A 25050-nucleotide genomic window follows, 5' to 3' on the forward strand; every position below is an offset into this window, starting at 1 on the left:
AGATAATTAGTTCACGGCATGCCCAGTTTGAATGGACATGCCGTGAACTTCAGACTCGGAGCAACCTAATTTGATTTATTACTAAAAAGGGAATAACAAAGTAATAGACACAGGAAGGCCATTGTAAGCAAGTAGGACATTCCAGCACCCAAAACACCTAATGCGGAGACAATCGGAACAGAAACTAGCAGGGCAAGTAGACCGGCAGCAACATAAGAGATCAGAATAGCCCTTTGGCACCTCATAGTTACAAGTCCATAATACAAAACAGTGCAGACAACGTTAAACGCACCAGCAATCAGCAAAACAATCAGGGAGTCGAGATACGGACTCAGGTCAACGAGATAAATAGCTGACAATATAGGCAGTCCTATAAAACCAGCAACAATTACTATCGGAACTGATACTAATGCTGACCCAACAACACCTTTCTTTATTAATGATATAAAACCATTCCATCCTTGCTCGGCAAAGGTATCAGCGAGTGTTGATAACATCGGCTGGAATACAAAACCACCAATTAAATTAATGACCATTGAAGGCATTACGAGAATCGAATAAATCGTAAGTGCTTCCATAGAAAGCGCCCGTTCAACGGCAAACTTTGAAGCATTTGCCAAATAACTCGACAAGAATGCAGAAATGAACAGCGGAAAACAAATGGAAAACAGCTTAAGAATTTGTTGTTTTGAAAAGCGCAGCTCAACATTGAATACCGATTTTGAGATAGGGATGTTTAACAGCAGCACTGAAACGAACGTGATTGCACTAGTAACTATCGCCGTTAGCAACAGATTGCCGGTTCCCGCAAACACCACACAGAATACGACTGTGGTAATGCAGACACGAATGCAATACGAACGTGCCCCCAAATCAAGTCTGCCCAAACGCTGAAGCTGCCCCTGGTATACATCCTCATATGCATCAGCCAGTCGTAATCCAGCAATTAGAAATAAAGCCAAAGTATCACCGGAAAGGCCAGAAGAGCCCACGCATTGAATTAGTATTGCCACGACCATTGCAAGACAGGTAATTAAGCGGGCTGAATGATATGTTTGAAATGAAAACTGCCCTTTAGTGTCGGTTACCTGAAATACTCGCGTTTCGAAAGCCCCTAGTGGGCGGTACTGCTGCCCTATCGCGTAGGCAAGCGAAAAGAGACCACCAACATAGGCATTTGATAAGCGTGTAATTATCGCAAGTAATAAAACCCCCTGAAGTGCGTTAATGATGCTTCCGAGCGTATTCCAAAAAAAACCGCTCAAGATTAAGCTGCGTTCTTCCTTATTGACCTGCATTAATATGATCCAAAATCTAACGCTACAGGGTAGTGATTCTTTCTTTGTTCCATAGGAGGCAGCTCCATATACGCACCGTATTGACGCGTAAGCAAGCCATCCCAATCATGAGGAATCTTGACGGTAAAGTCATCAAAGGGAGATTCCAATAACGGATAGATCTCATCGGAAGTGGCTGACCACTTCATAGGATGCCTATCGGAAAAATCTGTGACGAGCTGACAGTCTTCATTTTTTGCCAACATTGCACAGCGCTCCCAATTCTTCTGAATCCATCGTGGTGAAACGTGAAATAACTTGAGTCCCTTATGTGCTACACCGCATACAAAATAGATAGCATCCTTCTTAAGTCCATCAAAAGGCAAATATGGTTTTGGAGTTGCCGAAAGAAACCCTAAACGGCCCCAAAACCAAGTTCCAACCAGCTGATGCATCCTTCGAATTGGATTATTGGAAACTTTATCCAACGGGAAAATATCAATACCTATAGAACGAGTCCATTTACAGTGCTCAAAGAAATCAGGCACATTCACTGTGCCCACAAGGGCAAGGTATGAAAACGGCGAAGGGTAGAATTCCTGAGTTCGCGCGTTATCGATTCTGTACTTATCTCCTAGAATCGAAAGACCTTTAGATAGGAACTTCTCGTAATCATCGCGCGGCATAGCAACATCCACGTCGTCGTCCCATGGAATAAAGCCCTGATGGCGTACGGCGCCGATGCAAGTACCGCCGTACGCATAATAATCAAGATCGAGTTCGTCACATGCATGGATAAAATCCTTCAGAACATGCTCGATAGTTCGTTGAAGCCGCTTGAGCTCATTTATATCTTCATATTCCCTAAATGCCATAAAGCACTTTACCTTTCCTGTTACAAATCTTGCAACGAAGTAATTACACAAATGGACGGGCTGCGCCGATCACATTACCCCTTGCGCTAATGGGATGAATTCCGACGCCCTGATGAGGCCAGGAGTCAATCATCATACCGCCGCCAAGTGCAATTGCGATATGCCCGCGATAATAAATCACATCGCCACGCTGAATTGAGTTCGTACTCACGGGCATAAAGATATTACTTCGATACCAATTCATGGAATTGTAGGTTTGGCTTGGATCCCAGCGATGGTTATAAGGGTTGTAAACACCCATATCCATGCCAGTAGCATAAAGGCACTGCAAGACAAAACCAGAGCAATCAACAGCTCCACCGGGAGCGGTAGACCAAGGCTCAATATATTGCGTACCGATATACTCATAGGCGCGCTGGATAAAGGCGTTCACGCAATCTTCCCGCGTTGCTTCGACAGAAATGCGAGAAGGGGTCACATAGGTAAAGTATCCGGTGCAATAGCTAGGCAGCTGAACAGTCCAAGAGCTGACCTGAGGATACTGCGGAGGATTTTGCCAGCCAACTTTGTCACACTGGCCATCGCTCCAGAAAATTCGGCGAACGCCATCGATGGTCCTTGCGCCCGTTGCCATAGCGCCGCTGCCGTCTAACCAATACCACTTACCCGAATCTTTAAGCCAGCCAACATGCATGCTTCCATTGGACTCAAGGTAATACCATGTTCCATTCAGGCATTTCCAACCAGTTGCCATTTTTCCGTCGGCGTTTAGGTAATACCATGCACCGCCAGTAAAAACCCATCCGGTCTTCATCACGCCAGAATCGGCATCAAGCCAATACCAATCGCCGTCAATCTTCAGCCATCCAAGATGAATGGCACCCGTTCCGGGCTCAGCGTAAAACCTAAGATTTGCGACATTAACCCAGCCGGACGCAACTTGCCAACCATCAGCTCCAGCGATTTTTAGGATAGTGCCGTTTTCGCGAATCACATCCTTGCAAAGATATCCATTATCATCGGCGTATCTTTGAACGCCGTCATTAACGGTAACCCAGCTTGAAACCACAAGCCTACCGCTCTGGTTTGCAAAACAATCGTTGCCGCTCACCTCAAATAAGCCCGTTTTCATGAGATGGCTAACAGGGTCCAGGTAATACCAGCTCGCACCTTCTTTATACCAGCCAGAAATAAGTGCACCAGATTGGGAGGCGAAATACCAGCCGTCCTCGACCTGGGCCCAACCAACAGCCATGGCCCCATTAGACCTTAAATAATAAGTTGCATTGCCAAGATCTAAATACCCAACGAACATTTTACCGTCGGAAGCTGGGTCGAGATAATACCAAGCGCCGTTAACGAGTTTCCAGCCAGTAGCCGCAATACCGTTAGAGCAATAATACCAATCTGATCCATCCTTGTACCATCCATTTGCAAGGCCATAGTCACCAAAAATGTAGGTACATCCATTGATCTTTTGACGACCCTTGAACATGATGAACGTCTGTGAGTCAAAATAATAGCGAGCCCCACCTATCGTCTGCCATGACGAAGCAAGGGCACCCGATGAATAAGCCCAGTACCAATTCCCGTCAACGAGAATCCAGCCGGTTTTCATAGCACCAGAGGCATCTAAATAGTATTTCCCGCTCCCGAGGTCGACAAAACCAACCTGCATTACATGGGTGGCAGGATCCAGGTAATACCATGTGCCGTTTTGGTAAAACCAACCAGCAGCTAAATCGCCTCCAGCATTGGCATAAAAACATTTTCCATCTGAGTTGCGTAGCCAGCAGTTCTGATATAGCGCGCCAAAAGGCGTTGCGGCATTACCGTCGTTCGCATAAAACGAAGTAGTTGATCCGCCAGCATCGGTCACATTGAAATAACCTGTCTGCATTGCACCATCATTGGCTGGATCAAGCCAATACCAATAGCCCCCGCTTTGCAGCCAGCCGGTTTGGTGTTTACCGTTTTTTCCGTAATACCAAACTCCAGACGACTCGTCTCGTTGCCAGCCATCTTTTATGACGGAAGAAATCTCAGGTTGCAAATCATCGGAAACCACAGAAGAAAAATCCGCTTTTGACTCAATACTCTGAGCCTCAACGGAATCCTGTGCAAACGCGACATTCGCACTCAGGGGCAAGCAGCAAGCAGTGATTAATGACGCGGCAGCACAAACAAGCGCGGCCTTCTTTTCGAATCGATACATAAGCGACCCTCCCAGATATCTCGTTTATCTATTTTAATCCACATTCCAAAATTGATTTTCGTTACTGTCTGTTCAGTCTGTGTAGATAAATATATTAAATTGAACAAATCGTTCAATCATTCTATTCTCTTCCTAAGTAATGAACATCTTAATTGGAGGCCTGTAGTGGAACTGACCAAGCGTAACTTTACAGTTCTGTACGAATACCTAAAGAACCCATATGCCAGCCAGCGAGAAGTTGCCGAGCGGACTGGCCTTTCACTTGGATCAGTAAACGCAGCAAATAAAGAGCTCACGAATGAGGGCCTTCTCGAATCGGACAGCCTAACCGACAGCGGTTACGAAGCGCTTCATCCCTATAAGGTTGAAAACGCAGTGATATTGGCTGCGGGGCTTTCGAGCCGCTTTGCTCCCATTTCGTATGAAAAGCCCAAAGGCCTTTTAAAAGTACGTGGTGAGATTCTCATTGAGCGTCAGATTAGGCAGCTGCAAGACGCGGGTATCAGCAATATCACCGTCGTTGTCGGCTATAAAAAAGAGTATTTCTTCTATCTTGAAAGCAAGTTCGGCGTTTCGATTGTCGTCAACAACGAATACGCATCCAAAAATAACCACGCATCGCTTATGTGCGTAAAAGAGCGGCTTGGCAACACCTACATTTGCTCAAGCGATGATTACCTTCTAAACAATCCGTTTGAAGCATATGTTTGGAAAGCATTTTATTCTGCTCAATATGCTGAAGGCGCCACCAAAGAATGGTGCATTCAAACGGGAGCAATGGATAGAATCACCAATGTTACGATTGGCGGTTCCGATGCATGGTATATGCTCGGACATGTTTACTTTGATAAAGCGTTCTCGCTTGCGTTTAAGCAGATTCTTGAAACGGAATATAACAAGCCCGAAACAACGGACAAGCTTTGGGAAGATCTGTATATCGAGCACATCAAGGAGCTCGATATGGCGATCAAGAAGTATCCTGAGGGCGAGATCAACGAATTCGATTCTCTTGATGAGCTGCGTGCCTTTGATCCGCATTTTATCGAAAACGTTGACTCCGATATTTTCAATAACATCGAGCAAGTGCTCGGCTGTTCCAAATCAGAGATTCACGACGTTTATCCCCTTAAACAAGGCCTTACGAACCTGTCGTGCCACTTTAGAACCAATGATGGAGAGTACGTTTACCGCCATCCGGGAGTCGGAACCGAACTGCTTATTAACAGAAATGGAGAAGTAGCCGCACTTAAAAAGGCCAAGGAACTCGGCCTTGACGATACGTTTATTCATGAGGACCCAAAGCGCGGTTGGAAAATTTCGAAGTTTGTACCCAACGCAAAGCAGCCTGATCCACATGATGCTGCCCAAATGAATCGAATGATGCAGATGTGTCGTTCGCTTCACGAGAGCGGTGCAAATGTCGAAACCGAATTTGACTTCTACCTCGAAGCGAAGCGCTACGAATCACTTCTTCTGGAAAAAGGCCCCATCGACATTCCAGGCTACAGGGAAATGGCCGCCGAAATCGATGAATTGGAGCACTTTGTTCAGGCCGACAATGCACCAAAATGCCTTTGTCACAATGACTTCTTCTACCTCAATTTTCTTATCGATGAAAACGACAAGTACTATCTCATTGACTGGGAATATGCTGGCATGAGCGATTACGCGAACGATTTTGGAACGTGCAGTGTCTGCTGCGAGCTTTCCGAAGATGAAGTCGACCGCGCGCTTGATGCATATTTTGGGCGCAAGGCAACTAACAACGAAGTTGCGCATAACTATGCGCATATTGCCCTTGCAGGATGGTGCTGGTACCTCTGGTCTCTTCTGAAAGAAGCCGAAGGTGACTTCGTGGGCGAGTGGCTCTATATCTACTTTAATTACGGTGCCAAATACCTCAAAAAAGCACTGGAGATCTATCGGAAAGGTGAGTAACGATGCAATTCGGCTTTTTTAGCGGCCTTCTTTGGGGCCTTGATACAGTAATTCTTGGAATCGGCTTGGCACTCGCGCCCTATATTGGATCGGCGGAAGCGCTTGCATGCGCCTCCATTGCGGGATCTTTTCTCCATGATGCCTTCTGTGCAATCTGGCTCTTTGGATACATGGGAGTTCGAGGCAGATTAAAAGACACGCTCGCTGCACTTAAAACTCGTTCTGGCAAGGTCGTCATCGCCGGCGCGCTGCTCGGTGGACCCATCGGAATGACCGGATACGTATTGGCGATTAATAATATCGGAGCAGCCTACACGGCAATTATCTCCGCCTTCTATCCCGCAGTCGGAGCATTCCTTTCATTCGTGCTGCTGAAGGAGAAAATGGGCAAAGGTCAGATTCTTTCCCTTCTTGTTGCCCTTTGCGGCGTAATGACGATGGGCTATCTATCGGCCGGATCGAGCGAGATTGCAAATGCCCCTCTCGGCTTACTCGGCGCGGTGCTTGCCGTTATTGGATGGGGATCCGAAGCGGTGCTGTGCGCATGGGGAATGAAAGATGATGCCGTTGATGACGAAACGGCTTTGCAAATCCGCGAAACTACAAGTGCGCTTGTTTATGGAGTGCTTGTACTTCCCCTCTTCGGAGCATGGCATTTCACGCTGGGCGCAATCCCGAGCATGCCCACATTGATTATTGCACTCGCCGGGCTCGCAGGAACTGCATCCTATCTGTTCTATTACAAGGGCATTGCGGCAATCGGAGCAGCGCGTGCGATGGCTCTGAATATCTCCTATTCGGCATGGTCGGTGGTCTTTGGCCTGATCTTGCTTGGAACAATTCCCGACGTGGCATCCGTAATCTGCTGCGTTGTAATTGTGTGCGGAACAGTTTTGGCAGCTAGTAACTGGGACGAACTATTTGGACGTAATAGGACAGCGTAGCTTGATTAAAAATGTAGTAAAAAGGGGAGAGCTCGTCGAGCTCTCCCCTTTTTTAACATCATGGCTATTCAATTACCACGGCCTGGCTATCCATCTGTTGCCACGTACCGAAGAACACCTGGGCATTTCGCGTAACATTGCCGTTAATCGAATCCGAAAGATAGACAATTCCCTGCTCATCATCATAGCCTTTAAGGACTACGGCATGATTACCGCCCCACAGGCCATAGGAATGCCCGTTATACCAGCGCGCAGCATAACGGCCTCCTGGCCAACTTCCCCACTCGGTATTCCACATCTCAACAGGTTGGCCACAGGTCAGTCTGTTCTTAATGGAAGAAATTGACGAGAAAGAGACGTCTTTTGCCTGCTTGCCACTTCCAGCAGCACGCAGAAAGTTATTACCAGCAATAGTAATCGCAGGGGCAACGCATCCCATGAGACCCCCGCTACTACGCCTTGGGTTGCCATCAAAGGCGGTAACAAAGTTGCCGTTGCTTCCCTTGGGCAAGTAATAATCCGCAACAATCGTCTTACCTAAACCGAAACCATAGTAGTTAAGCAAGTTTGTAAGGGCAACCGACTCACAGCCAGTAGGAAGTTCCGGGTACTGCGAATAGCACGGGACATCGACCCAAGCGCCAACCATTGCGCCGGATGGACTGAACTTGTAGTCAGTAGAGCCGATCCAATACCAACCGTTGCTCAACATTACTCCCCCACGTGCGGCATCAAGGTAATACCATGTGCCCCCAAGGGAAAGCCATCCCGTTTTCATTGTGCCAGAAGAGAAATCTAGCCAGAACCAGTTACCGCCATCGTTAAGCCAGCCGGTCGCCATTCGACCATCCGAGTTAAAGTAGTACCAAGACCCAGCTATTTGCTGCCATCCAGTCAGAATTACCCCATTAGCAGAACAATAATATCGAGAACCCTGACTCTCAATCCAGCCCGTTCTAACATTCCCGCCATCGTCAATCAGCTGAATTCCTGAATCGGTCATGATGCCTTTAAGGTCAATTGCACCGCTGGATGAAGAATGATACATCCAGGACCCATCACCGTTTGACCAGCAATTAGCCATCATCTTGCCGGAACTGTTAAATATGTATTCACATGATCCAATAGTTTGGACACCCGTAGCCATGACGTACGTCGAGGGATCGAGCCAGTACCACGTACCGTTTAGGTTGAGCCAGCCGGAGGCGAGGGCGCCGGAGCCAGTCGCGTAGTACCAGGTCCCGCCATCGAGCACCCAGCCGGTCGCCATGGCGCCGGAGGCGTTGAACCAGTACGCTGCGCCGTTACACACATGGAGGCCCGTCGCCATGGCGCCGCCCGCTTCGGGATCGAGCCAATACCAGGAACCGCCGGTGCGAATCCAGCCGGTCGAGGCGATACCGTCAGCGAACCAGTACCAAGAGCCGTCGACGAGGCCCCAGCCGTTAAGGGGGCCGCAGCTGCCGAAGTAGCGGCGGACGCCCTGCGCGTCCGTCTGGTAGCCCGTCAGCATGGCCCCGGTCTCAATGTCGAAGCAATAGGGCACGCCACCAACAGAAATAGGACCGCGTGCGAGCGCGCCGCCCTCCCCGGCGTAGTACCAGCTGCCGCCGTCGCGGACCCAGCCGAGCGCCATGGCGCCGCCGTTTGATGGGTCGAGCCAGAAGGCGTTGTCGCCCAGCCCGAGCATGCCAGTGGCCATGGCGTGGGTCTCAGGGTCGAGCCAGAACCAGTTCGAGCCGAGGTGGAGCCAGCCCGACGCGAGCGCGCCGCCCTCCCCGGCGTAGTACCAGCTGCCGCCGTCGCGGACCCAGCCGGTCGCCATGGCGCCGGAGGAGTTGAACCAGTATGCGGAGCCGTTGAACTCGTGGAGCCCGGTGGCCATGGCATGCGTCGAGGGGTCGAGCCAGTACCAGGTCCCACTGGTATAGAGCCAGCCAGAATGCAGCGAGACCGGATTAACTGAATCCACATAGAACCAGTTGCCGTCAAACGAATTCCAACCCAGATTCCATTCAACGGATTCTTGAGCAGGACCATCATCGATTGAATCGGAAGAAGAAAGAGTCGAGGGGACGGATTGCCGCTCAATATCAGTAGGGATAGAGGAGCTTATGGGTTCTGCATTCGCGATATCAACCGCACCGGGCCCAGCGAGCAGTAGAGTAGAAAAAATGATTAGGATTAATGTTATTCGCTTTTTCCTTGCCATGTGCAGCCCCCAGTAGTAACCAATTTTTACATAAACATAGTCTACAAATGGATAGCTAAGAGCAATATGTAATTAGAAAAAAGCAATTAAAGAAGAGTTGCTAGCCAAGCCAAGCGCCATTACTAGCAAAAGAGTATTGCACCCCATCGATTTCTTGAACACCCGTAATCATTGCGTGCGTCGACGGATCGAGCCAGTACCAAACGCCGCCGAGGTAGGCCCAGCCGGAGGCGAGGGCGCCGGAGCCCGTCGCGTAGTACCAGGTGCCGCCGTCGCGGACCCAGTCGGTCGCCATCGCGCCGCCGTTTGAGGGGTCGAGCCAGAAGGCGTTGTCGCCCAGCCTGAGCATGCCGGTCGCCATGGCGCGGGTCTCCGGGTCGAGCCAGAACCAGTTCGAGCCGAGGTGGAGCCAGCCCGACGCGAGTGCACCGCCCTCCCCGGCGTAGTACCAGCTGCCGCCGTCGAGCACCCAACCGGTCGCCATCGCGCCGGAGCCGTTGAACCAGTACATGGAGCCGTTGCACTCGTGGAGCCCGGTGGCCATTGCACCGCCCGCGTCGGGGTCGAGCCAGTACCAGGAACCGCCGGTGCGAATCCAGCCGGTCGAGGCGATACCGTCAGCGAACCAGTACCAGGAGCCGTCGACGAGGCCCCAGCCGTTAAGGGGGCCGCAGCTGCCGAAGTAGCGGCGGACGCCCTGCGCGTCCGTCTGGTAGCCCGTCAGCATGGCCCCCGTCCGGGCGTCGAAGCAGTAGAGCACGCCGCCGACGGAAACGGGGCCGCGCGCCAGCGCGCCGGAGCCCGTCGCGTAGTACCAGGTGCCGCCGTCGAGGACCCATCCGGTCGCCATCGCGCCGGAGGCGTTGAACCAGTACGCAGAGCCGTTGCACTCGTGGAGCCCGGTGGCCATGGCGCCGCCCGCGTCGGGCTCGAGCCAGTACCACGTGCCGCCCTGACGCAACCATCCGGTATACGCTTTGCCGTCAGAGGTTGCGTAATACCAAGTGCCCTCTTTTAACTGCCAGTAATAAAGAGAGACATCAACATACGCGTAATTCATATCAACGTTTCCGCTAATACCAGAAACTTTTCCGCGGCTTGTATACTGCCAAAAGCTGTAACTGCCGGTATAGTGACATTGGGAGTTGTATTGAGCAATCCAATGATCCCAAGAACCGCTCTTAAATACAGGGTCGGTCAATATATTGTTAAACCAATTTAGGTTTGCATAAATGCCTGGCTTATATCCAGCACTAGAAATCTTATTACAGAATGTCTGAGCTCTAGATGCAATTCCGGATTGACGACCATCTGCAATAATTGTCTTGTCCTCAAGATCGTAATACACCGGTAGCCTAGGATTGTGCCCCGATAGGCAGTCAATCACCATGGACGCCTCATCGGCTGCCTGTTGATTATCAAAAGCATATGAATAGATATAGACGCCGTAGGGAATTCCGAGTCGCTCGCACTCAGAAATATTTCGATTAAATTGATAGTCAACTCGACCGCCGAAAGACGGAGCGCCAAACCCAACGCGCAGAATAGCGAAATCGATGCCAGAAGCTTTAACTGCGTCCCAATCAATACGCCCTTGGTGCTCGCTGACGTCAATGCCCTGAGCTGTAACCCCATCGGGAAGAGCGTCCATAGACAATAAAGCTATTCCGTTTTCTTCGGAAGAAGCATCATCTGAAACTAATTGTCCACCCTCATAACGCCAAGAATTCTCAACCAGAGTCTGAGCAGCCCCTGCATCCGCAGGGCATACAAACACAGAAATGGGCGCAAGGACCATCAGCACCAACAATGCCGAAAATAACTTAAGATGTTTGCTCATGTAAACCTCGTCATTCGTTCTTGTTTGCGTTTAGCTTACAGCATGGCTGTGAAAGATTTCCGAACATCCAGCTGGACAAGATGCCATCTAGGACGACAAATAACTGCACGCAATACCGCAATGTAAACAAGAACTTCCCAGCAGGGTGAAACCAAGGACTCCTAGTCCCTACTCTTAGCCCCAAAGAATGCCGACATCAGTTAGCTTTCAAACCAGATGTCAAAAAGGTAGGGGGCCCAGAGAGTCCCCTACAACTCGGAATTCTAACGAATCAATATTACTTTCGATGGACTCAAAGCAGTCAAACCAGAAATACGGTTTCCATAACCGTCACTATGCCAAAACAAGTTTTCACTAGGCGTATTGCCCCAGAAAAAGCCAATGTGGCTATCGTCCGCATATGGGTTGTAAGGATTGAAGAACACAATGTCCCCCTTACGAGCCAAACCACTACGTAACAACTCATCAATAGAGTTGAAATAAGTCACGTTCGCGCACGTATCGATAGCGTAGCCGTACCAACGATACGCGTTTACGCAGCCGCCCCTTCCGGGACCTCCACTCCAAGGGGAATGGCTCTGCTCGGCGGCAATGGGAGCTAAATTACCGCCCGCTCTCATATACGCATGCGAAACAAATCCACCACAATTCATGCCCGTATAACCGTCCCAACGCGGATCGCCCTTTGGATACATGCACGTTTCCTGGCTGAGATGTGTGTCGTAGCGTGTTCCACGGTAATAGCCATCGTTTTCGTGGCTCATAAGCCAATTGACCAGGCTGGACCTATTGACCCCCAAAACAGAACCAGACGTATTCAACCATGCACCGCTTGCATTGAAGTAGTAGTCGACGCCATCGATTTTCAGCCACCCGTTAGCAAACATAGCGCCCGAAGGCTGAAGCCAGTACCACGTGCCGCGGTCATTGAGCCATCCGGTCTTCATCTTGTACGTGGAAGGATCCATCCAATACCACGCACCGTTAACATATTGCCAACCAGACTTAAGGACACCATTGGAAGATGCGTAATACCAAGTATTGCCGCTTTCGTCAGAAGCGTCTTTCGACATAATCCAACCAGATGCTACATTGACGGCGCCGTTTGCATCCGCATAGAAAACCGCGTCTCCAATATGAATTGTACCTGGCAATGAAGACAAGTCGGCACGATCAACGATTACGGGAGATCCATCAGATGAAGTAGGCAACGGCTCGCTCAGTGCTCCAGACGAATTCGCCCATGAAATACCGTCGCTCAAGTTGATCCAGCACGACGATGCCATCGCACCGGAATCATAAGAATAATAGCGCGTGTCGCCTACCGTATATTCACCAGTACGCATTGCGCCGGATACATCATCAAGGTAATACCAGGCGCTTCCGGACTTTATCCATCGCCCTCGTTGAATAGCTCCGTTTGATGCGGCGTAGTACCAAGTATCATCAGCAAGTGCCCAGCCTGTTGCCATGGCACCTGAACTCGTAAGGAAATAGGAGGATGTACCCACTTGCACAAAGCCCGTGAGCATAATATGGCTTCCTGGATCCAGGTAATACCAAGAATTCCCTAGAAGTAACCAGCCTCCATGCAGCAAGCCGTTGGAGTCAGCGTAATACCAGTTGTTGTCAATAAGCGCCCACTGGGAGGAGAGCATGGCCCCCGATCCGTTAAAGATATAAGGGGTTCCATTGCATGCATTCAACCCGGTGGCCATAGAACCGTCCGCAGGATCAAGCCAATACCAACGGCCCCCATCCGAGAGCCAGCCCTTTACCAGGGCGCCAGAGCCGGAGAAATAATGCCAGACGGAAGCATCAAGATGCCATCCGATAAGCATTGCGCCAGAAGTGGAGAATCCATACGTGGCTCCCCCGATCTGCAGCATCGAGTCGTGGACCATCTTGCCTTCATCATCCAGCCAATACCAGTTGTTGCCGTCTGAAAGCCAGCCTTTTACCATGGCGCCAGAACTGGAGAAATAACGCCAAGCAGAAGTGGAACCCGTAGAATCTAGGTACCAGCCGACACGCATTGCGCCCGAAGAGGAGAAGGCATACGTCGCACCCCCGACTTGGACCAATCCATCCTGAGCCATTCGACCTTCGTCGTCGAACCAGTACCAGCTACCGTTTATATGTCTCCAAGAAGAAACAGCGATCGTTCCGTCGGACAAGCCCCAACGCCAAAAACCAGCCCCTTCTTCGGGTGATATCCACCCCTGATGCCAAACAATTTGATTCGAAACCTCAGAAGGGGTCTCATTATCCACCTGAGAGCTCTGCTCGACAGCGAAGGTCGAATCGCGCTGAGCATCAATGGCTGACTCACCAGAAGCAATAGCAACGTTAGATGCGGAACCTTCGTCAGTGTTATTCGAATCAAGGGCGTATAACATCGAGGGCGAACTCAAAAGGAGCCCCAAAGAAACAAGGCCGGCAAAGACCAGCACCCCGAATGAGCATTTCTTCATAGCAGCACGGTATCCAATCACGCAGCGACCCCGTCACCTCAGGGCAACGGGGTCTCAATCAAAACTAACTCAGTAATGTGCTAGCCAATTTGCTGGCAGTTTTTGCACTCTCGTGAAGCACCACGCCTCTGGGCCTCCTGAATAGAGATCTGCGAATAGCCCTTTGCGTCCTTACCAACGGTACGACACTTATGCGTATGGTAAACATTGCTACCGTTCTTATACCAAACTAGGCCGTAGCCCGGAATCCACTTACCGTCCTCGCCGACATAATAGGAGCCGATCCAGGTATTCGTAGCCATGGCACCGGAAGACTGGAGGTAGTAGTCGCCGACCCAGGAGTCGTGGGCCATAGCGCCGGAACCGCTAAAGTAGTACCAGGCGCCGTCAATCTGACGCCAGCCGGTGGCCATGGCACCGGCGTTGTCGAACCAGTACCAGACTCCGCGAATGTTGACCCAAGAGTTAGAGGCCATAGCGCCAGAACCTCCGAGCCAATACCACGTGCCGCCATTGCTGAGCCAGCCGGTTGCCATGGCGCCCGAACCACTCGCATAGTACCAAGAGCCACCTGCCAAGAACCAGCCGGTAGCCATCGCGCCGGAATCGCCGAACCAGTACCAGGAGCCGCCCAAGCTGCGCCAGCCGTTAGCAACCATGGCGCCTGAGCCATCGAGGTAGAACCAAGTACCGCCGATATTGAGCCAGCCAGTGACCATCGCACCGGAAGCGTTGGCGTAGTACCACGTCCCCGAAACGTTGATCCAGCCGGTCAGCATGACACCATACTCGTCGAAATAATACCAAGTTCCACCGATATTATGCCAACCGGTCAGCAGTTCGCCACTGGAGGTCGCATAGAACCACTTTCCATAGATGGAGTCATAGAGCCAGCCGCTATGCTGCATGCGGCCATCGGCGTTGGCACCAGGGGTGTTCAGGAAGTAGTTCTTGCCGTCAATCTGAACTCGGCCGTATGCCATATCATGGCTTTCGGGGTAGAAGTAATACTTGTCCCCACCGATAGACTGCCAGCCCGACACCGCGATCCCGTCAGCGCCAAAATAATACCAGACAGCTTCGTATTCGTTATGCCACTGGTTCGTGACCATGGCGCCAGTTTCGGGATCGAAATAGCGAAGGTTGCCGTCCTCGCACCAGACGAGTCCGGTCTTCATGAAACCATCTTTGTTGAAATAGTATGTACCTGCGGGACGTGACGTAACTACAGAAGAATCGGTCCTCGAGGCGCTCTGATCAATTGAGTTTAAGCCTACTAGAAAATCCCTGTGAGCAGTCCCCCCAGCATTGCACTCAACGCTATACCGCGTAAGAGGGTCAGACGTCTGTTCATTTTGAGTGCCGTTCCAACCGTCATAGCCCCAGTAAGAAATCGGACGACCGTCGGAACACCATTCCGTAATCGGTCCACCGCCTCCGCCACCGCCAGCAATATCAGCAAATGAGGGCGCCGGGGCAACCGTCATGCAGGCAGCAGCAAATGCAACAACCCCCAGCACTGTTAGTCCGTGCCATCTTTCTCGAAGGTTTTTCATACGACATCCTTTCTCCGAGATTTAAGGCTCTCTAAAGTTATTTTTAAACTATCAATTCAGTTTTTCAACAGGAAATCGATAAAACGTATCTTTACAGCTGCAATTTAAATATGAGTCACCACACCTCAACCGTTACGCCAAATAGCCTCTGAGTCAAACCGAGCACATAAGCGGACCAATTTAATACAACCACCTGTAAAAATCCTGACGCACGTTTTCGATATGACAAGAGCCACTTGGACGAGGAGTACTTGAACCCCACCGCTCTTGCAGCCCTTGAGGATACTTTGCCGGAACTTGGCATTACTTCGCACTAAAGCGAGAAGTACTCGCTCTCGGAAGATAGGTTTGGTCCGAGCCACGAATCGCCCGTCACGAAGAACTCCGGCCAGCGCTGCATGAACAGGGCTTGCTCGCGCTTCCAGCGGCGCAGCTTTTCCTCGTTGGCCTCTTCCCTGCCGCGCGAGGTGAACTCGTAGTGGTACAGCTCGGCATAGGGCATTTGTCCTCCTCCAACAAAACACTGTCACTAACTTAGCCCACCAACCTCGCCATTTGTTAAGCAACAAGTGCGAGCGGTAGGTATTGATCTACAACCGTTGGGGATTGAAAAAAATGCAGTAGCCGAAAACGTAATTTCTTCCGATTTGCGCGGCATAAAAATAGAGGGCGTCCCATAAAGAGAAGCCCCCTTGCAAAACGGCCGAACCGCTTTTCGAAGTGAAAATATTTTGCACCAGATGCCTAGGAATCGCAAGAAGGCATATCTTCAGCGTCACACAAATACCATGCGCCGATCACTTTCGACAAAAACGAGAAGGAGGAAGTTATGACCTCCGCACCTTTATAGTAGTTGATGTTGCGATTTGCCCTAGAAATAAACTTTGAAAGCGATTGTGCTTTGTGCTTAATAACGCCTTTAGACGACACCTCTTTGTGCAGATATAGCGTTGTGACAATCTGGCGTATTCGCTCATTGCTCATCCTTGCCTTACGCTGATAAGAGCCAACCCTATCTATTTTGCTCAATGCCTTCATAACACCGTTATTTGCCCTTCGGGCATTCTCACCCGAAGCAAGACCGTTAAGAATGCAACTATTGTGAGCACACGCGTTGCGGAGATCTTTTGCCGCGCGAAGCAAATAAAACCTATCGCGAAGCTCATCATCGTCAAACCGTTTGGCGCAAAACAAAATGAATGAATTAAAGGCGCCAAAGGTAATAACTTCCAGAAAGGCCCAGACAGGCATATTAAAACCACTGTATTTTGCAAGAATGCCTGCAGAATAGGCACTCGACTCACAACGTGAAATCTCTTTTTTAACCCAGTTGGTCACATTCCCCTTGCTATCAAATGTATCCTGCTCGCTTAAATAGTCTTGAACGATTTCGTAACCGTCCTCGGCATGCTGTTCTATCCTGCCCAGCAAGTCAACTTTGCAGAAGTGCTCAATATCAAGAGTGAGCGAAATCATCTCGTTTCGAAGCAACATATCAATAATCGAAAGGTCAACAAGCATCTTGAAATCTAAGTTGACATATTCACCCTTGCGTTTTCCATCAGAAACCTTTGGAAATCCGGTGCGGTACGAGCGCAAGCGAAAGTAATTGTTGTTCTTCGTCAGATACTCGACCGCCTCTGCCTCGCTCATATAGCGGAAACGGACACCCTTGCTCTTAAGATGGGAGACTTGTTCCCAAGGAGTAAGCCAAGGCTTTTGATCGCACATATCTTGTTGACGAATAGGACTATTCATTGCGCTCTCCAGCGTATTTGATGAAATAACAAATCTAATTTTATCCTAACTGTAAATACCTATTAAACAGCCGGACGCTCATGCAAATACATCATGGCACGCCGCCGCCCATCTCGCCTTGAGCTCGTGACAGCGATAGCCCTTGCGCTTTGCGAATGGTATCTTTGTTGCTACAAATTAAAACACGCAATGCTATAGATAGACGAAATCTGATTAGCGGGCGACGAAGAGTGCCACATCTCTATTATCACGGGGATTGACGGCCCAGAAAAACCCGATATGGCAATCGACGCTGAGAGCAGTCTTAAAGAATATGACGTCGCCCTCACTCGATTTAGAACCGTTCGGGAATCTCCTCGGCGTTCTCTCGCAGATAGATATCTAGGTCCGGCACGGCAAACTGCACGTAGCCCCTCTGTGGTGCCTGAATAACCTCTCTTTGTAGCAATTTTGCCCTAATAGAGCTGACCTCATTGGTCTTTTTACCCATGCGCCTAGCAATCTCGGATGATTTGGACTGCTGCTTGTCCTCGCACATCGCCAAAAGGTATTTGATTTCGTTAAGTCCCAGTCCAGAAATCGCGAGCTCGTGAACAACATCGTGAAAACGAGCCTCTGCCAGCGCAATGCCTTCGGTGACGTCGCGCTCGCTCACAATGGCACTTTTGTCACGATGCAAGTTGGCGCGCTGCCAAATGGAATAACCGACCAGTTGCACCAGATAGGCATAGCCCTTAGTAGCCTTAGCGGCTCTCGACAGAAGGTTGTCCTCTATGGTCAAACCAGTCGCGACAAAACCATCGCCCATAGAGAGCGACGCCTCTACTTGTTTACCTTTCTAGGGAATCGATTAACAGTCAATCATCGTTAAAATAATTATCGCAGACTATATCGAATAATATCGAGCTGTATAAGCTTGTATAAACTTATCGCGAAAGTATCGAGTTTTCGTAATTTATCTTAGTAAGTTGTCTACGTTGCTTTCTTCCAAGCTCATAGCGAAAGAAAGTTTAGGACTTCCTAAAACCATTGCCTTAATACGAGAAGTACTCACTTTCAGCGGATAAGTTCGGCCCCAACCACGGGTCGCCATCGAGGAAGAACTCCGGCCAGCGTTGCATGAACAGTGCCTGTTCGCGCTTCCAGCGACGCAGTTTTTCCTCGTTGGCCTCTTCCCTGCCGCGCGAGGTGAACTCGTAGTGATACAGCTCGGCATAGGGCGTAAAGATGGTGCGGTAGCCCGCCTCCCACACGCGAAGGCAAAAGTCTGCGTCGTTAAAACCGACGGCGAATTCCTCGTTATAGCCTCCGATCTGCTCAAATACGTCGCGTCGCACCATCTGGCAGGCACCCGTCACGGCGCTAAAGTTGCCCGGGCGCACGGCACGGGCAAGATAGCCCTCGCGCTTTGCCGAGAAGTCCTGGTTGGCATGGGCAAGTGCGCCGCGCACGCCAACCACAATGCCAGCGTGCTGCACCAGATGATCGGCAAAGTAGAGTTTGGCACCCACCACGCCCGCATCGGGACGCTGCAGATAGCCCATCATCTCTTCGATAAAGTCCGGGCTTATGACCTCGGTATCGTTGTTGAGCAGCAGCAGGTAGTCGCCCTTGGCGTGCTCAACGCCAAAGTTGATGATCTGGGAGTAATTGAACTCACCCGGCCAGCACACAACGCGCGCGATGCCCTTGCCTTCGGATGCTGCAGCCACGCGCTCTGGCAGGGTTTCGTAATACGCAAACGTCTCCGGAGCTTCGCTGTTGTTCTCCACCAAGACGATCTCGTAGTTGGCATACGTTGCCTTCTGGGCGATCGACATCACACAGGCGTCGAGCGTCTCAATGTGATCCTTGGTGGGAATCACAATGCTTACCAGCGGCGCAGGCTCCGGCAGCGCATAGCGCATGCGGTAGACAAACGGCGTCTCGGTCTCCTCGACCGTTCCGCAAATGCCCAGCGCGTTAAAGTGGCGCTGAAGCGCAAGGCGCCCGGCTTCAATGGCATACGGTTTGCTATCTGCAGAGCCATCGGCGGTGGAACCGGGATGCACACGCCAGTGATACAGCACATGCGCAACATGCTCAAACCGCGCGCCCGCCGCAAGGCAGCGGAGCGTCAGGTCGTAGTCCTGGGCACCCGCAACGTCTTCTGGGGACGTGCCAATGTGATCGATGAGCGCCTTCTCCACCATCAGAAAATGCGTCACGCAGTTATGGCTATAGAGCAGGTCGACGTTGAGCCGCGTCTTAAAGACCGGCTGGCCCCACTCCCCCGTTTTCTGGAACATGTCCTCGTCGCAGAACAGGACCTGGGGACGCTCGCCCTCGGCCGCCTTATTCAGCGCGGCAACATAGTGGAATAACGCGTCCGGTTCCAGAATGTCGTCATGGTCCAAGAACGCGATGTAGTCGCCCGTCGTTTGCTCGATACCCGCGTTGGTGTTGACCACAATGCCGCCGTTGCCGGGAAGCTCGATGCGACGGATGCGCTCGTCGTTGGCACCTGCCGCAAGGGCGGCCACCGCATCCCATTCAGGCGAGGCATCCATAAGGAGCAGTTCCCAGTTGTCATAGCTCTGGGCTAGCACCGAGTCCAGCAGCTCGCGCAGGTATTCCCGATCAGTCTTGTAGCACGGCACCACAATACTCACGAGCGGCCTATAGGCAAAGGCCGCCGAAGCGACACGCTGGCACACCAAATCGCCCGGCTTTGCACGATGCTGTTCAAACCAACGTCGATAAGCTGCGTCGTCTGCACGCGCGTCCTTCATGCGGTTCCAACTGTCATCGACCATGCCGTTGTACAGGCGACCATCCATGGCGCAAAACCCGCTCTGGATCTGCTCCGTGGGATCGCTCACAATCGCGACAAAATCTCGTATATCCTGAGGCATCTCAACGCTCAGATACGTTTTATTGACGCGGCAACCGTTGCGCTGCGGCACATCGACCTGCGACTCAAACACATGCACGGTAGCATCGATGGCATTCATATGCGTATCGAAGATCTGGAGCTCAGGTGCGCACTGGGGTTCTCCCGCCCAGGTAACCTCATAGCGCCACACCGCGCCGGCGTCTGCCGGTAAATAGCGAATGGCATCGATCTCGTAGCGACCGCAGCATTCGCCACGCTGCGCATCGCGGATAAGCGCGCACAGCGCAGGCTTTGCTTTGTAGTTAATCTTGGATTCCAGCTTGGCCACGCGGCTATCGAGGCGAATGGAGCCCAACCTTTGGCCACCGGATGCAAATGTGACGTCAATCGTAGAGCCGTCCAAAAAGGGAAGCACCAAGACGGCGAGCTCGCGCTCGTAATCGGAAACGGAAGGGCAAAGCGCCAGCACGCGGCCGTGATCGACCGGGAGCACCAGTGACAGCACACAAGAGCCGCTCGTCGTCGCATGGGCAAACGCTTGAGAACCCTCCCGCTCAATAAGCGCGGCGACATCCTGACCGGCAAAACGAAGCAGCACAAACAGACGGCCCTGGCTGCGGCAAAGTGCCAAACGCTTGATACTCATCTACACTTCTCGCTTTCCCAGGGCGTTCGCTGCCATACGCTTGCAGGCACCCAGGCGCCCAAACCTCAAGACGTCGTAATCGAACATGAGCTTTTTACATGCACGGGCATTGGGGGCCTTGCTGGTAAGCGCCGCACGCACCATAGCAGCAACAGAAGGAGCGCATTGTGCGAGCGCAGCAACGCTGCCCACGGCAGAACCGGAAAGCGCCGTGGCAACGGCAGCAAACACCTTGCCACAGTCCGAACCCAGTAACCTGAGCGCATCGTACAGCACCAGATCGCAGAGGAAGTACGCCAGATCATCGGCATGCTGGGCATCGAGACCGTCGCGCTGCCAATCAGCCAGCACCGCGGAATAAATCTTCACGTGCTCCAGCAGACGCGTCTCGTCGTCATAGCGCATGGTATCCATGAGCGAGCCTTTGCGCGCCACGCGGTAGTCATACAGCTTGTTCGAGATAAGCGCGGTCTTGTGCGAACGACCGTACACGGCAAAATCGAAGACCTGGTCCTCGCCATACTTAACGGTTTCGTCGAACACGATCCCGTTGCCCAGCAAAAACTCACGCCCGCAGGCGGTGCGCCAGGCAAAGGGGCGAGATGCTTCCTTAAACAGCAGGTCGGAGCTATAGCCTTCAAACGACACATCGCGCGGGCTCAGCACATAGTTAAGCCACGGATACCCCGCCTCGAGCGGATACGGATTCGCGCCAAAGGTCAAAACGTCGCAGTCCTCGCGCTCAAAGGCATCGACGATCACGCGGCATGCATCGGGCGTAAATCGGTCGTCGGAATCCAAAAACGCGACGATAGGCGCCGTGGACGCAGCGATGCCTGCATTACGTGCACTCGACAGGCCACCGTTCTCCTTATCGACCAGCGTAAAGCGCGCATCCTTTTCGCAATAGGCAGCCGCAATATCGCGCGAACCGTCCGGCGAGCCATCGTTGACCAGCACGCCTTCCCAATCGGGCATGTCCTGCGCAAGCAGGGAGTCCAGGCACCAGGCCAGGCACTCCTCCACTTTATAGATGGGAACAACAACGGAAATCTTGGGGGTAGCCATAGTCACTCGCTCCTACTGTGCGGTCGGAACGTCATCAGGGTGCGGGTTGTCGCCGTAGGTGCGCTGATACGTCAGCACACGCCAGACCAGCGGCAGGCCGCCAATCTTAAAGTAATGCTTAAACGTATTGAGCTTGCCCGGCTTCTTAAAGTCAAAGCGCGAATCGATATAGGCGCGGGGCGACTTGACCATCAGGCGCAAGTCGGTCTCGCCACGCGGATCAAACAGCGACAGGTCAAAGCGACCGGCATCCCAATCGGCCTTGAGCTCAGACGAGGCTTTCTTCCAAAACTGCTCACGCAGCTCATCGACCAGACGCTCATCATTCCAACGGTACGTATCGACCTTCATGCGCATTAAAATGCCCTGGAGCTGAGCCTTAAGCTCGGGACGCTCGTCCAAAAAACGTTGCATCTCGGCATATTCATCGCACACGCAAAACACCTTGTTTGGCGAATTAACGGAGCTCTTCTCGTTATCTTGGCGATAGCACAAAATGGGGTCCGCAATAAACGCGGCACGCTCGGCGCAAGCCCAAACCTTAAAGTTAAAGCCTGCGTCCTGATACGAGGCACCCGGCGTGGGAAGGAACCGAATCTGATTGTCGTTGAGGAACTCGCGCCGATAGATAGCCGACCAAATGGATGGTTTGCGGTAGAAGATGCCCGGGCGATCGACGGGGCGATACGCGGCGCCCGTCATATGCTCGTCGATAATCCCAAACAGTTCACGGCGTTCGCTGGGCGTGGACCAATACAGGTAAAAGTCGCCCTTTACCACATCGGCATGCTCGGCATCGGCCTTGGCGACCAGCTTTTGGAGCGAATCCTCAAACATAAAGTCGTCGGACTCAAGGATGCCCACGTACTCGCCGCGCGCCATCTCCAGGCCGCGGTTCATCGAGTCGCCGTAGCCGCTGTTGGCCTTGTCGATCATCTTTACACGGGGGTCGCGCTCCATGTACTCGCGGATGATATCTGGCGAGCTATCGGTGGAGCCGTCGTTAATGCAGATGATCTCGATGTCCTTGAGCGTCTGAGCCACGGCGGAATCGAGGCACTCGCGTAAGTAGCGTTCGACATTGCAAATGGGGACAAGCAGCGAAACTTTAGGGGTATCAGAGTTCTGCAAGAGAACCTCCTGTTGAGTAGCGTGTAACAGGGTTATTTTAGCAGCCGCGTTAAGGCGGGCGGCAGCGCTTGGAATTAGATAAAGCGCTCCAGGCAGGCTTTGAGACCGCGAGTCGAAAGATAGAACAGCGTGGCGTCTGCCATCGAAACGCCCGAGGTCGCCGCAACGAGCTTGTGGGCAACACGGCGAACGGCGCCCTTGGCAGGCATATCCGCCCACTCCGTTCCCAAAAACGTCGTGAGGTCTATGTTGACGCGAGCCGCCACGCGATGGAAGTCATCGGCATCCAAGCGCGCCAGGTCGAACACAATAAGGTCCAAAAACCAAGTTATCAGCTCGCCGGAACACAGGTCCAAAAGATCGTAGGCCGCCCAGTCCTCCAAGATCTCCTCGAGCATCCTCATGTGGGCGTCAAGCTTTTTGGCGCGAGCCACGGCACTGTTGAACTCGTGCGTCGCCGATTCGCTCTCCATCACGTAGTGGTAGAACTTGTCCGGCATGACGACGGTCTTGCGGGCAAGCGCATAAGCCGCAAATTGGAAGACGACGTCCTCGCCCAAAGCCAAACCGGGGGCGAAACGAATGCCTTCGCGATTAAGCAGCTCGCGCGAAAAAGCAGCACGGCAGGCATAGGGCTGCGCATTCGAACGGAACAGCAGTTGGGGATCACGGGCGCCGAAGGTACCAGCTTTGGGGCTCATGAGTTGCTGGACACGTTTGGGGGCAGCATTGGCAGGTTCACAGACGCCGCCAAAAACGGCGGCCTCGGCATCCGCAGACTCCATGGCATGCAGCACGCGCTCGACCGTCTGGGCATCGATGTAATCGTCGGCGTCCACAAAAAAGACGGTCTCGCCCTCGGCGACATCGATACCGGCATTTCGAGCACACGAGACACCCGCGTTTTCCTGGTCAATCACCAGTACGCGATTGTCGGCCTGCGCGATCTGGCGCAACACGTTCAGCGAATCATCAGTCGAACCGTCGTTGACGCAGACAACCTGAATCGAACACTCAGACTGGACCAACAGCGAATCGAGGCATCGCTGAATGGAGCGCGACGAATTGTAGACGGGAACGACAATGGTCGCTTTGGGGGTCAAAGTCTCTCCCATGTCGACCTACCCCCTCAGCGATTCGATGAGGAAGGCAGCAACCACACCTGGGCCTCCAACCGAGGCGTAATACTTAGCACGCCCCAAGGCACCATCCGTCGCAAAACTCGGATGCTCGTCAACCCAGCCCTCAGGATCTTTGAGGATGGCAGCGAGATTTGCGCGCTTCCACGGCTTGAGGTCGTCAAGCGAAAAGTCCCCGGCGTCCAAGGCCGCTTGGAACTCCTTGGCCATCTGAACCAGGAACTCCTTATAGAACTTAGGCGCCAGGCGCACGTAGTTCCACATGTACGAATCGTACTTAATGAGCTGATTGAACTTGAGCATGCGCGCGACATCGCCGTTTGCGTGGTCGCGGGCATAATCCTCTCGAATCCAACGCTCAATCTCGGCATACTCGGTATTGACGCAAAAGACCTTAGCCGAAGAATTGACCGAGGAATTCTCGTTGTCCTGACGATACGACAACACGGCATCATGCAGGTAAACAGCCTTATCGGCGCACGCGATCACCTTAAAGGCGAATGACGTGTCCTGAAAGGACGCCCCCGGAGTCGGCAGGAACGTAATGCCGTTGCGCTCAAGAAAATCGCGACGGTACACGGCCGACCAAATCGACGGCTTTTGCTTAAAGAACTGTGTCGTATCGCTCGGGTGCACCGGCTTGCCACAGTCCTTGGCTTTAAACATCTCGTGCAGTGAACGGCGCTCCTCGGGCTTAGACCAGTAGAAATCAAAGTTCGCCTTCGCAAAGTCGGCATTATTGGTATCGGCGGCCGAGACAAGTTTTTCGAGTGCGTCGGGCGCCATAAAGTCATCGGACTCCAAGATGCCAACGTACTTGCCACGCGCCATCTCCAGACCGTGGTTCATCGAGTCGCCGTAGCCGCTGTTGGCCTTGTCGATCATCTTAACGCGCCCATCGCGCTCCATATACTCGCGGATAATCGCGGGCGAGTTGTCGGTCGACCCGTCGTTAATGCAGATGATCTCAATATCCTTGAGCGTCTGCGCCAGGGCGGAATCGAGACACTCGCGCAGGTAGCGCTGAACATTGTAAATGGGAATAAGCAGCGACAGAACAGGGCTGCCAGAGGCGTTAGTAGACAAATGTGCTCCTTAGGAA

The 25050-nt window shown here is 52.2% G+C and carries 17 protein-coding genes; 2 read left to right on the forward strand and 15 right to left on the reverse strand.

Annotated features, from left to right (window positions below; translation table 11 throughout):
• Positions 1 to 65 precede the first annotated feature (65 nt).
• Genes CSV91_RS10015 through CSV91_RS03780 form a run of 3 tightly spaced genes read right to left on the reverse strand, consistent with a single transcriptional unit; the run spans position 66 to position 4367 of the window.
• Complete coding sequence (locus CSV91_RS10015) at positions 66 to 1298, reverse strand: lipopolysaccharide biosynthesis protein (RefSeq protein WP_147579375.1); 1233 nt, start codon at positions 1296 to 1298, stop codon at positions 66 to 68.
• Complete coding sequence (locus CSV91_RS03775; protein ID WP_099431857.1) at positions 1298 to 2152, reverse strand: LicD family protein; 855 nt, start codon at positions 2150 to 2152, stop codon at positions 1298 to 1300. The genes CSV91_RS10015 and CSV91_RS03775 overlap by 1 nt, the downstream gene beginning before the upstream one ends.
• Positions 2153 to 2195: 43 nt before the next feature.
• Positions 2196 to 4367, reverse strand: a complete 2172-nt coding sequence (locus CSV91_RS03780) for an NlpC/P60 family protein (protein ID WP_099431858.1) — start codon at positions 4365 to 4367, stop codon at positions 2196 to 2198.
• Between the two features lie 165 nt (positions 4368 to 4532).
• On the opposite strand from CSV91_RS03780, the gene CSV91_RS03785 reads away from it, so the two are divergent.
• Entirely contained in the window at positions 4533 to 6305 is a 1773-nt protein-coding gene (locus CSV91_RS03785) for a phosphotransferase (RefSeq protein ID WP_197736844.1), read from the forward strand.
• A 2-nt stretch (positions 6306 to 6307) separates the two neighbouring features.
• Entirely contained in the window at positions 6308 to 7249 is a 942-nt protein-coding gene (locus CSV91_RS03790) for a DMT family transporter (RefSeq protein WP_035138637.1), read from the forward strand.
• 64 nt (positions 7250 to 7313) lie between these two features.
• Here CSV91_RS03790 and CSV91_RS03795 read toward each other — a convergent pair whose 3' ends face one another.
• The 12 genes from CSV91_RS03795 to CSV91_RS03850 form a co-directional block, all read right to left on the reverse strand.
• Entirely contained in the window at positions 7314 to 9461 is a 2148-nt protein-coding gene (locus tag CSV91_RS03795; RefSeq protein WP_099431859.1) for a C39 family peptidase, read from the reverse strand.
• Positions 9462 to 9561: 100 nt separating this feature from the next.
• A complete protein-coding gene (locus CSV91_RS03800; protein WP_099431860.1) occupies positions 9562 to 11301 on the reverse strand; it encodes a GH25 family lysozyme in 1740 nt (579 codons plus the stop codon).
• 263 nt (positions 11302 to 11564) lie between these two features.
• Positions 11565 to 13796 (reverse strand): N-acetylmuramoyl-L-alanine amidase family protein, encoded by a 2232-nt coding sequence (locus tag CSV91_RS03805; protein WP_099431861.1) that lies wholly within the window; start codon positions 13794 to 13796, stop codon positions 11565 to 11567.
• A gap of 59 nt (positions 13797 to 13855) precedes the next feature.
• Positions 13856 to 15331, reverse strand: coding sequence for a hypothetical protein (locus CSV91_RS03810; protein WP_099431862.1), 1476 nt, complete (start codon positions 15329 to 15331; stop codon positions 13856 to 13858).
• Between the two features lie 313 nt (positions 15332 to 15644).
• Positions 15645 to 15833, reverse strand: coding sequence for a hypothetical protein (locus tag CSV91_RS03815; RefSeq protein ID WP_099431863.1), 189 nt, complete (start codon positions 15831 to 15833; stop codon positions 15645 to 15647).
• Between the two features lie 242 nt (positions 15834 to 16075).
• Positions 16076 to 17089 (reverse strand): Abi family protein, encoded by a 1014-nt coding sequence (locus CSV91_RS03820; protein ID WP_099431864.1) that lies wholly within the window; start codon positions 17087 to 17089, stop codon positions 16076 to 16078.
• Between the two features lie 334 nt (positions 17090 to 17423).
• The gene (locus CSV91_RS03825) at positions 17424 to 17897 is read right to left on the reverse strand and encodes a hypothetical protein (RefSeq protein ID WP_197736845.1); all 474 of its coding nucleotides are present in this window, start codon (positions 17895 to 17897) and stop codon (positions 17424 to 17426) included.
• Between the two features lie 226 nt (positions 17898 to 18123).
• Entirely contained in the window at positions 18124 to 20610 is a 2487-nt protein-coding gene (locus CSV91_RS03830) for a glycosyltransferase family 2 protein (RefSeq protein WP_099431865.1), read from the reverse strand.
• Entirely contained in the window at positions 20611 to 21678 is a 1068-nt protein-coding gene (locus CSV91_RS03835) for a glycosyltransferase family 2 protein (protein ID WP_099431866.1), read from the reverse strand.
• 12 nt (positions 21679 to 21690) lie between these two features.
• Complete coding sequence (locus CSV91_RS03840; protein ID WP_157757982.1) at positions 21691 to 22809, reverse strand: glycosyltransferase family 2 protein; 1119 nt, start codon at positions 22807 to 22809, stop codon at positions 21691 to 21693.
• Between the two features lie 74 nt (positions 22810 to 22883).
• Complete coding sequence (locus tag CSV91_RS03845) at positions 22884 to 23924, reverse strand: glycosyltransferase family 2 protein (RefSeq protein WP_099431868.1); 1041 nt, start codon at positions 23922 to 23924, stop codon at positions 22884 to 22886.
• A gap of 6 nt (positions 23925 to 23930) precedes the next feature.
• Positions 23931 to 25034, reverse strand: coding sequence for a glycosyltransferase family 2 protein (locus CSV91_RS03850; protein ID WP_099431869.1), 1104 nt, complete (start codon positions 25032 to 25034; stop codon positions 23931 to 23933).
• Between the last annotated feature and the right edge of the window lie 16 nt (positions 25035 to 25050).

Source organism: Collinsella aerofaciens (assembly GCF_002736145.1).
In the GTDB taxonomy this organism is placed as follows: Bacteria; Actinomycetota; Coriobacteriia; order Coriobacteriales; family Coriobacteriaceae; genus Collinsella; species Collinsella aerofaciens_A.

What these genes read in the sequence shown, in the direction of transcription:
- CSV91_RS03825 (WP_197736845.1), bottom strand. Translation starts at nt 17,897, where the DNA reads ATGGGCGATGGTTTTGTCGCGACTGGTTTGACCATAGAGGACAACCTT.
- CSV91_RS03775 (WP_099431857.1), bottom strand. Translation starts at nt 2,152, where the DNA reads ATGGCATTTAGGGAATATGAAGATATAAATGAGCTCAAGCGGCTTCAA.
- CSV91_RS03820 (WP_099431864.1), bottom strand. Translation starts at nt 17,089, where the DNA reads ATGAATAGTCCTATTCGTCAACAAGATATGTGCGATCAAAAGCCTTGG.
- CSV91_RS03830 (WP_099431865.1), bottom strand. Translation starts at nt 20,610, where the DNA reads ATGAGTATCAAGCGTTTGGCACTTTGCCGCAGCCAGGGCCGTCTGTTT.
- CSV91_RS03810 (WP_099431862.1), bottom strand. Translation starts at nt 15,331, where the DNA reads ATGAAAAACCTTCGAGAAAGATGGCACGGACTAACAGTGCTGGGGGTT.
- CSV91_RS03790 (WP_035138637.1), top strand. Translation starts at nt 6,308, where the DNA reads ATGCAATTCGGCTTTTTTAGCGGCCTTCTTTGGGGCCTTGATACAGTA.
- CSV91_RS10015 (WP_147579375.1), bottom strand. Translation starts at nt 1,298, where the DNA reads ATGCAGGTCAATAAGGAAGAACGCAGCTTAATCTTGAGCGGTTTTTTT.
- CSV91_RS03780 (WP_099431858.1), bottom strand. Translation starts at nt 4,367, where the DNA reads ATGTATCGATTCGAAAAGAAGGCCGCGCTTGTTTGTGCTGCCGCGTCA.
- CSV91_RS03845 (WP_099431868.1), bottom strand. Translation starts at nt 23,924, where the DNA reads ATGGGAGAGACTTTGACCCCCAAAGCGACCATTGTCGTTCCCGTCTAC.
- CSV91_RS03815 (WP_099431863.1), bottom strand. Translation starts at nt 15,833, where the DNA reads ATGCCCTATGCCGAGCTGTACCACTACGAGTTCACCTCGCGCGGCAGG.
- CSV91_RS03800 (WP_099431860.1), bottom strand. Translation starts at nt 11,301, where the DNA reads ATGAGCAAACATCTTAAGTTATTTTCGGCATTGTTGGTGCTGATGGTC.
- CSV91_RS03795 (WP_099431859.1), bottom strand. Translation starts at nt 9,461, where the DNA reads ATGGCAAGGAAAAAGCGAATAACATTAATCCTAATCATTTTTTCTACT.
- CSV91_RS03835 (WP_099431866.1), bottom strand. Translation starts at nt 21,678, where the DNA reads ATGGCTACCCCCAAGATTTCCGTTGTTGTTCCCATCTATAAAGTGGAG.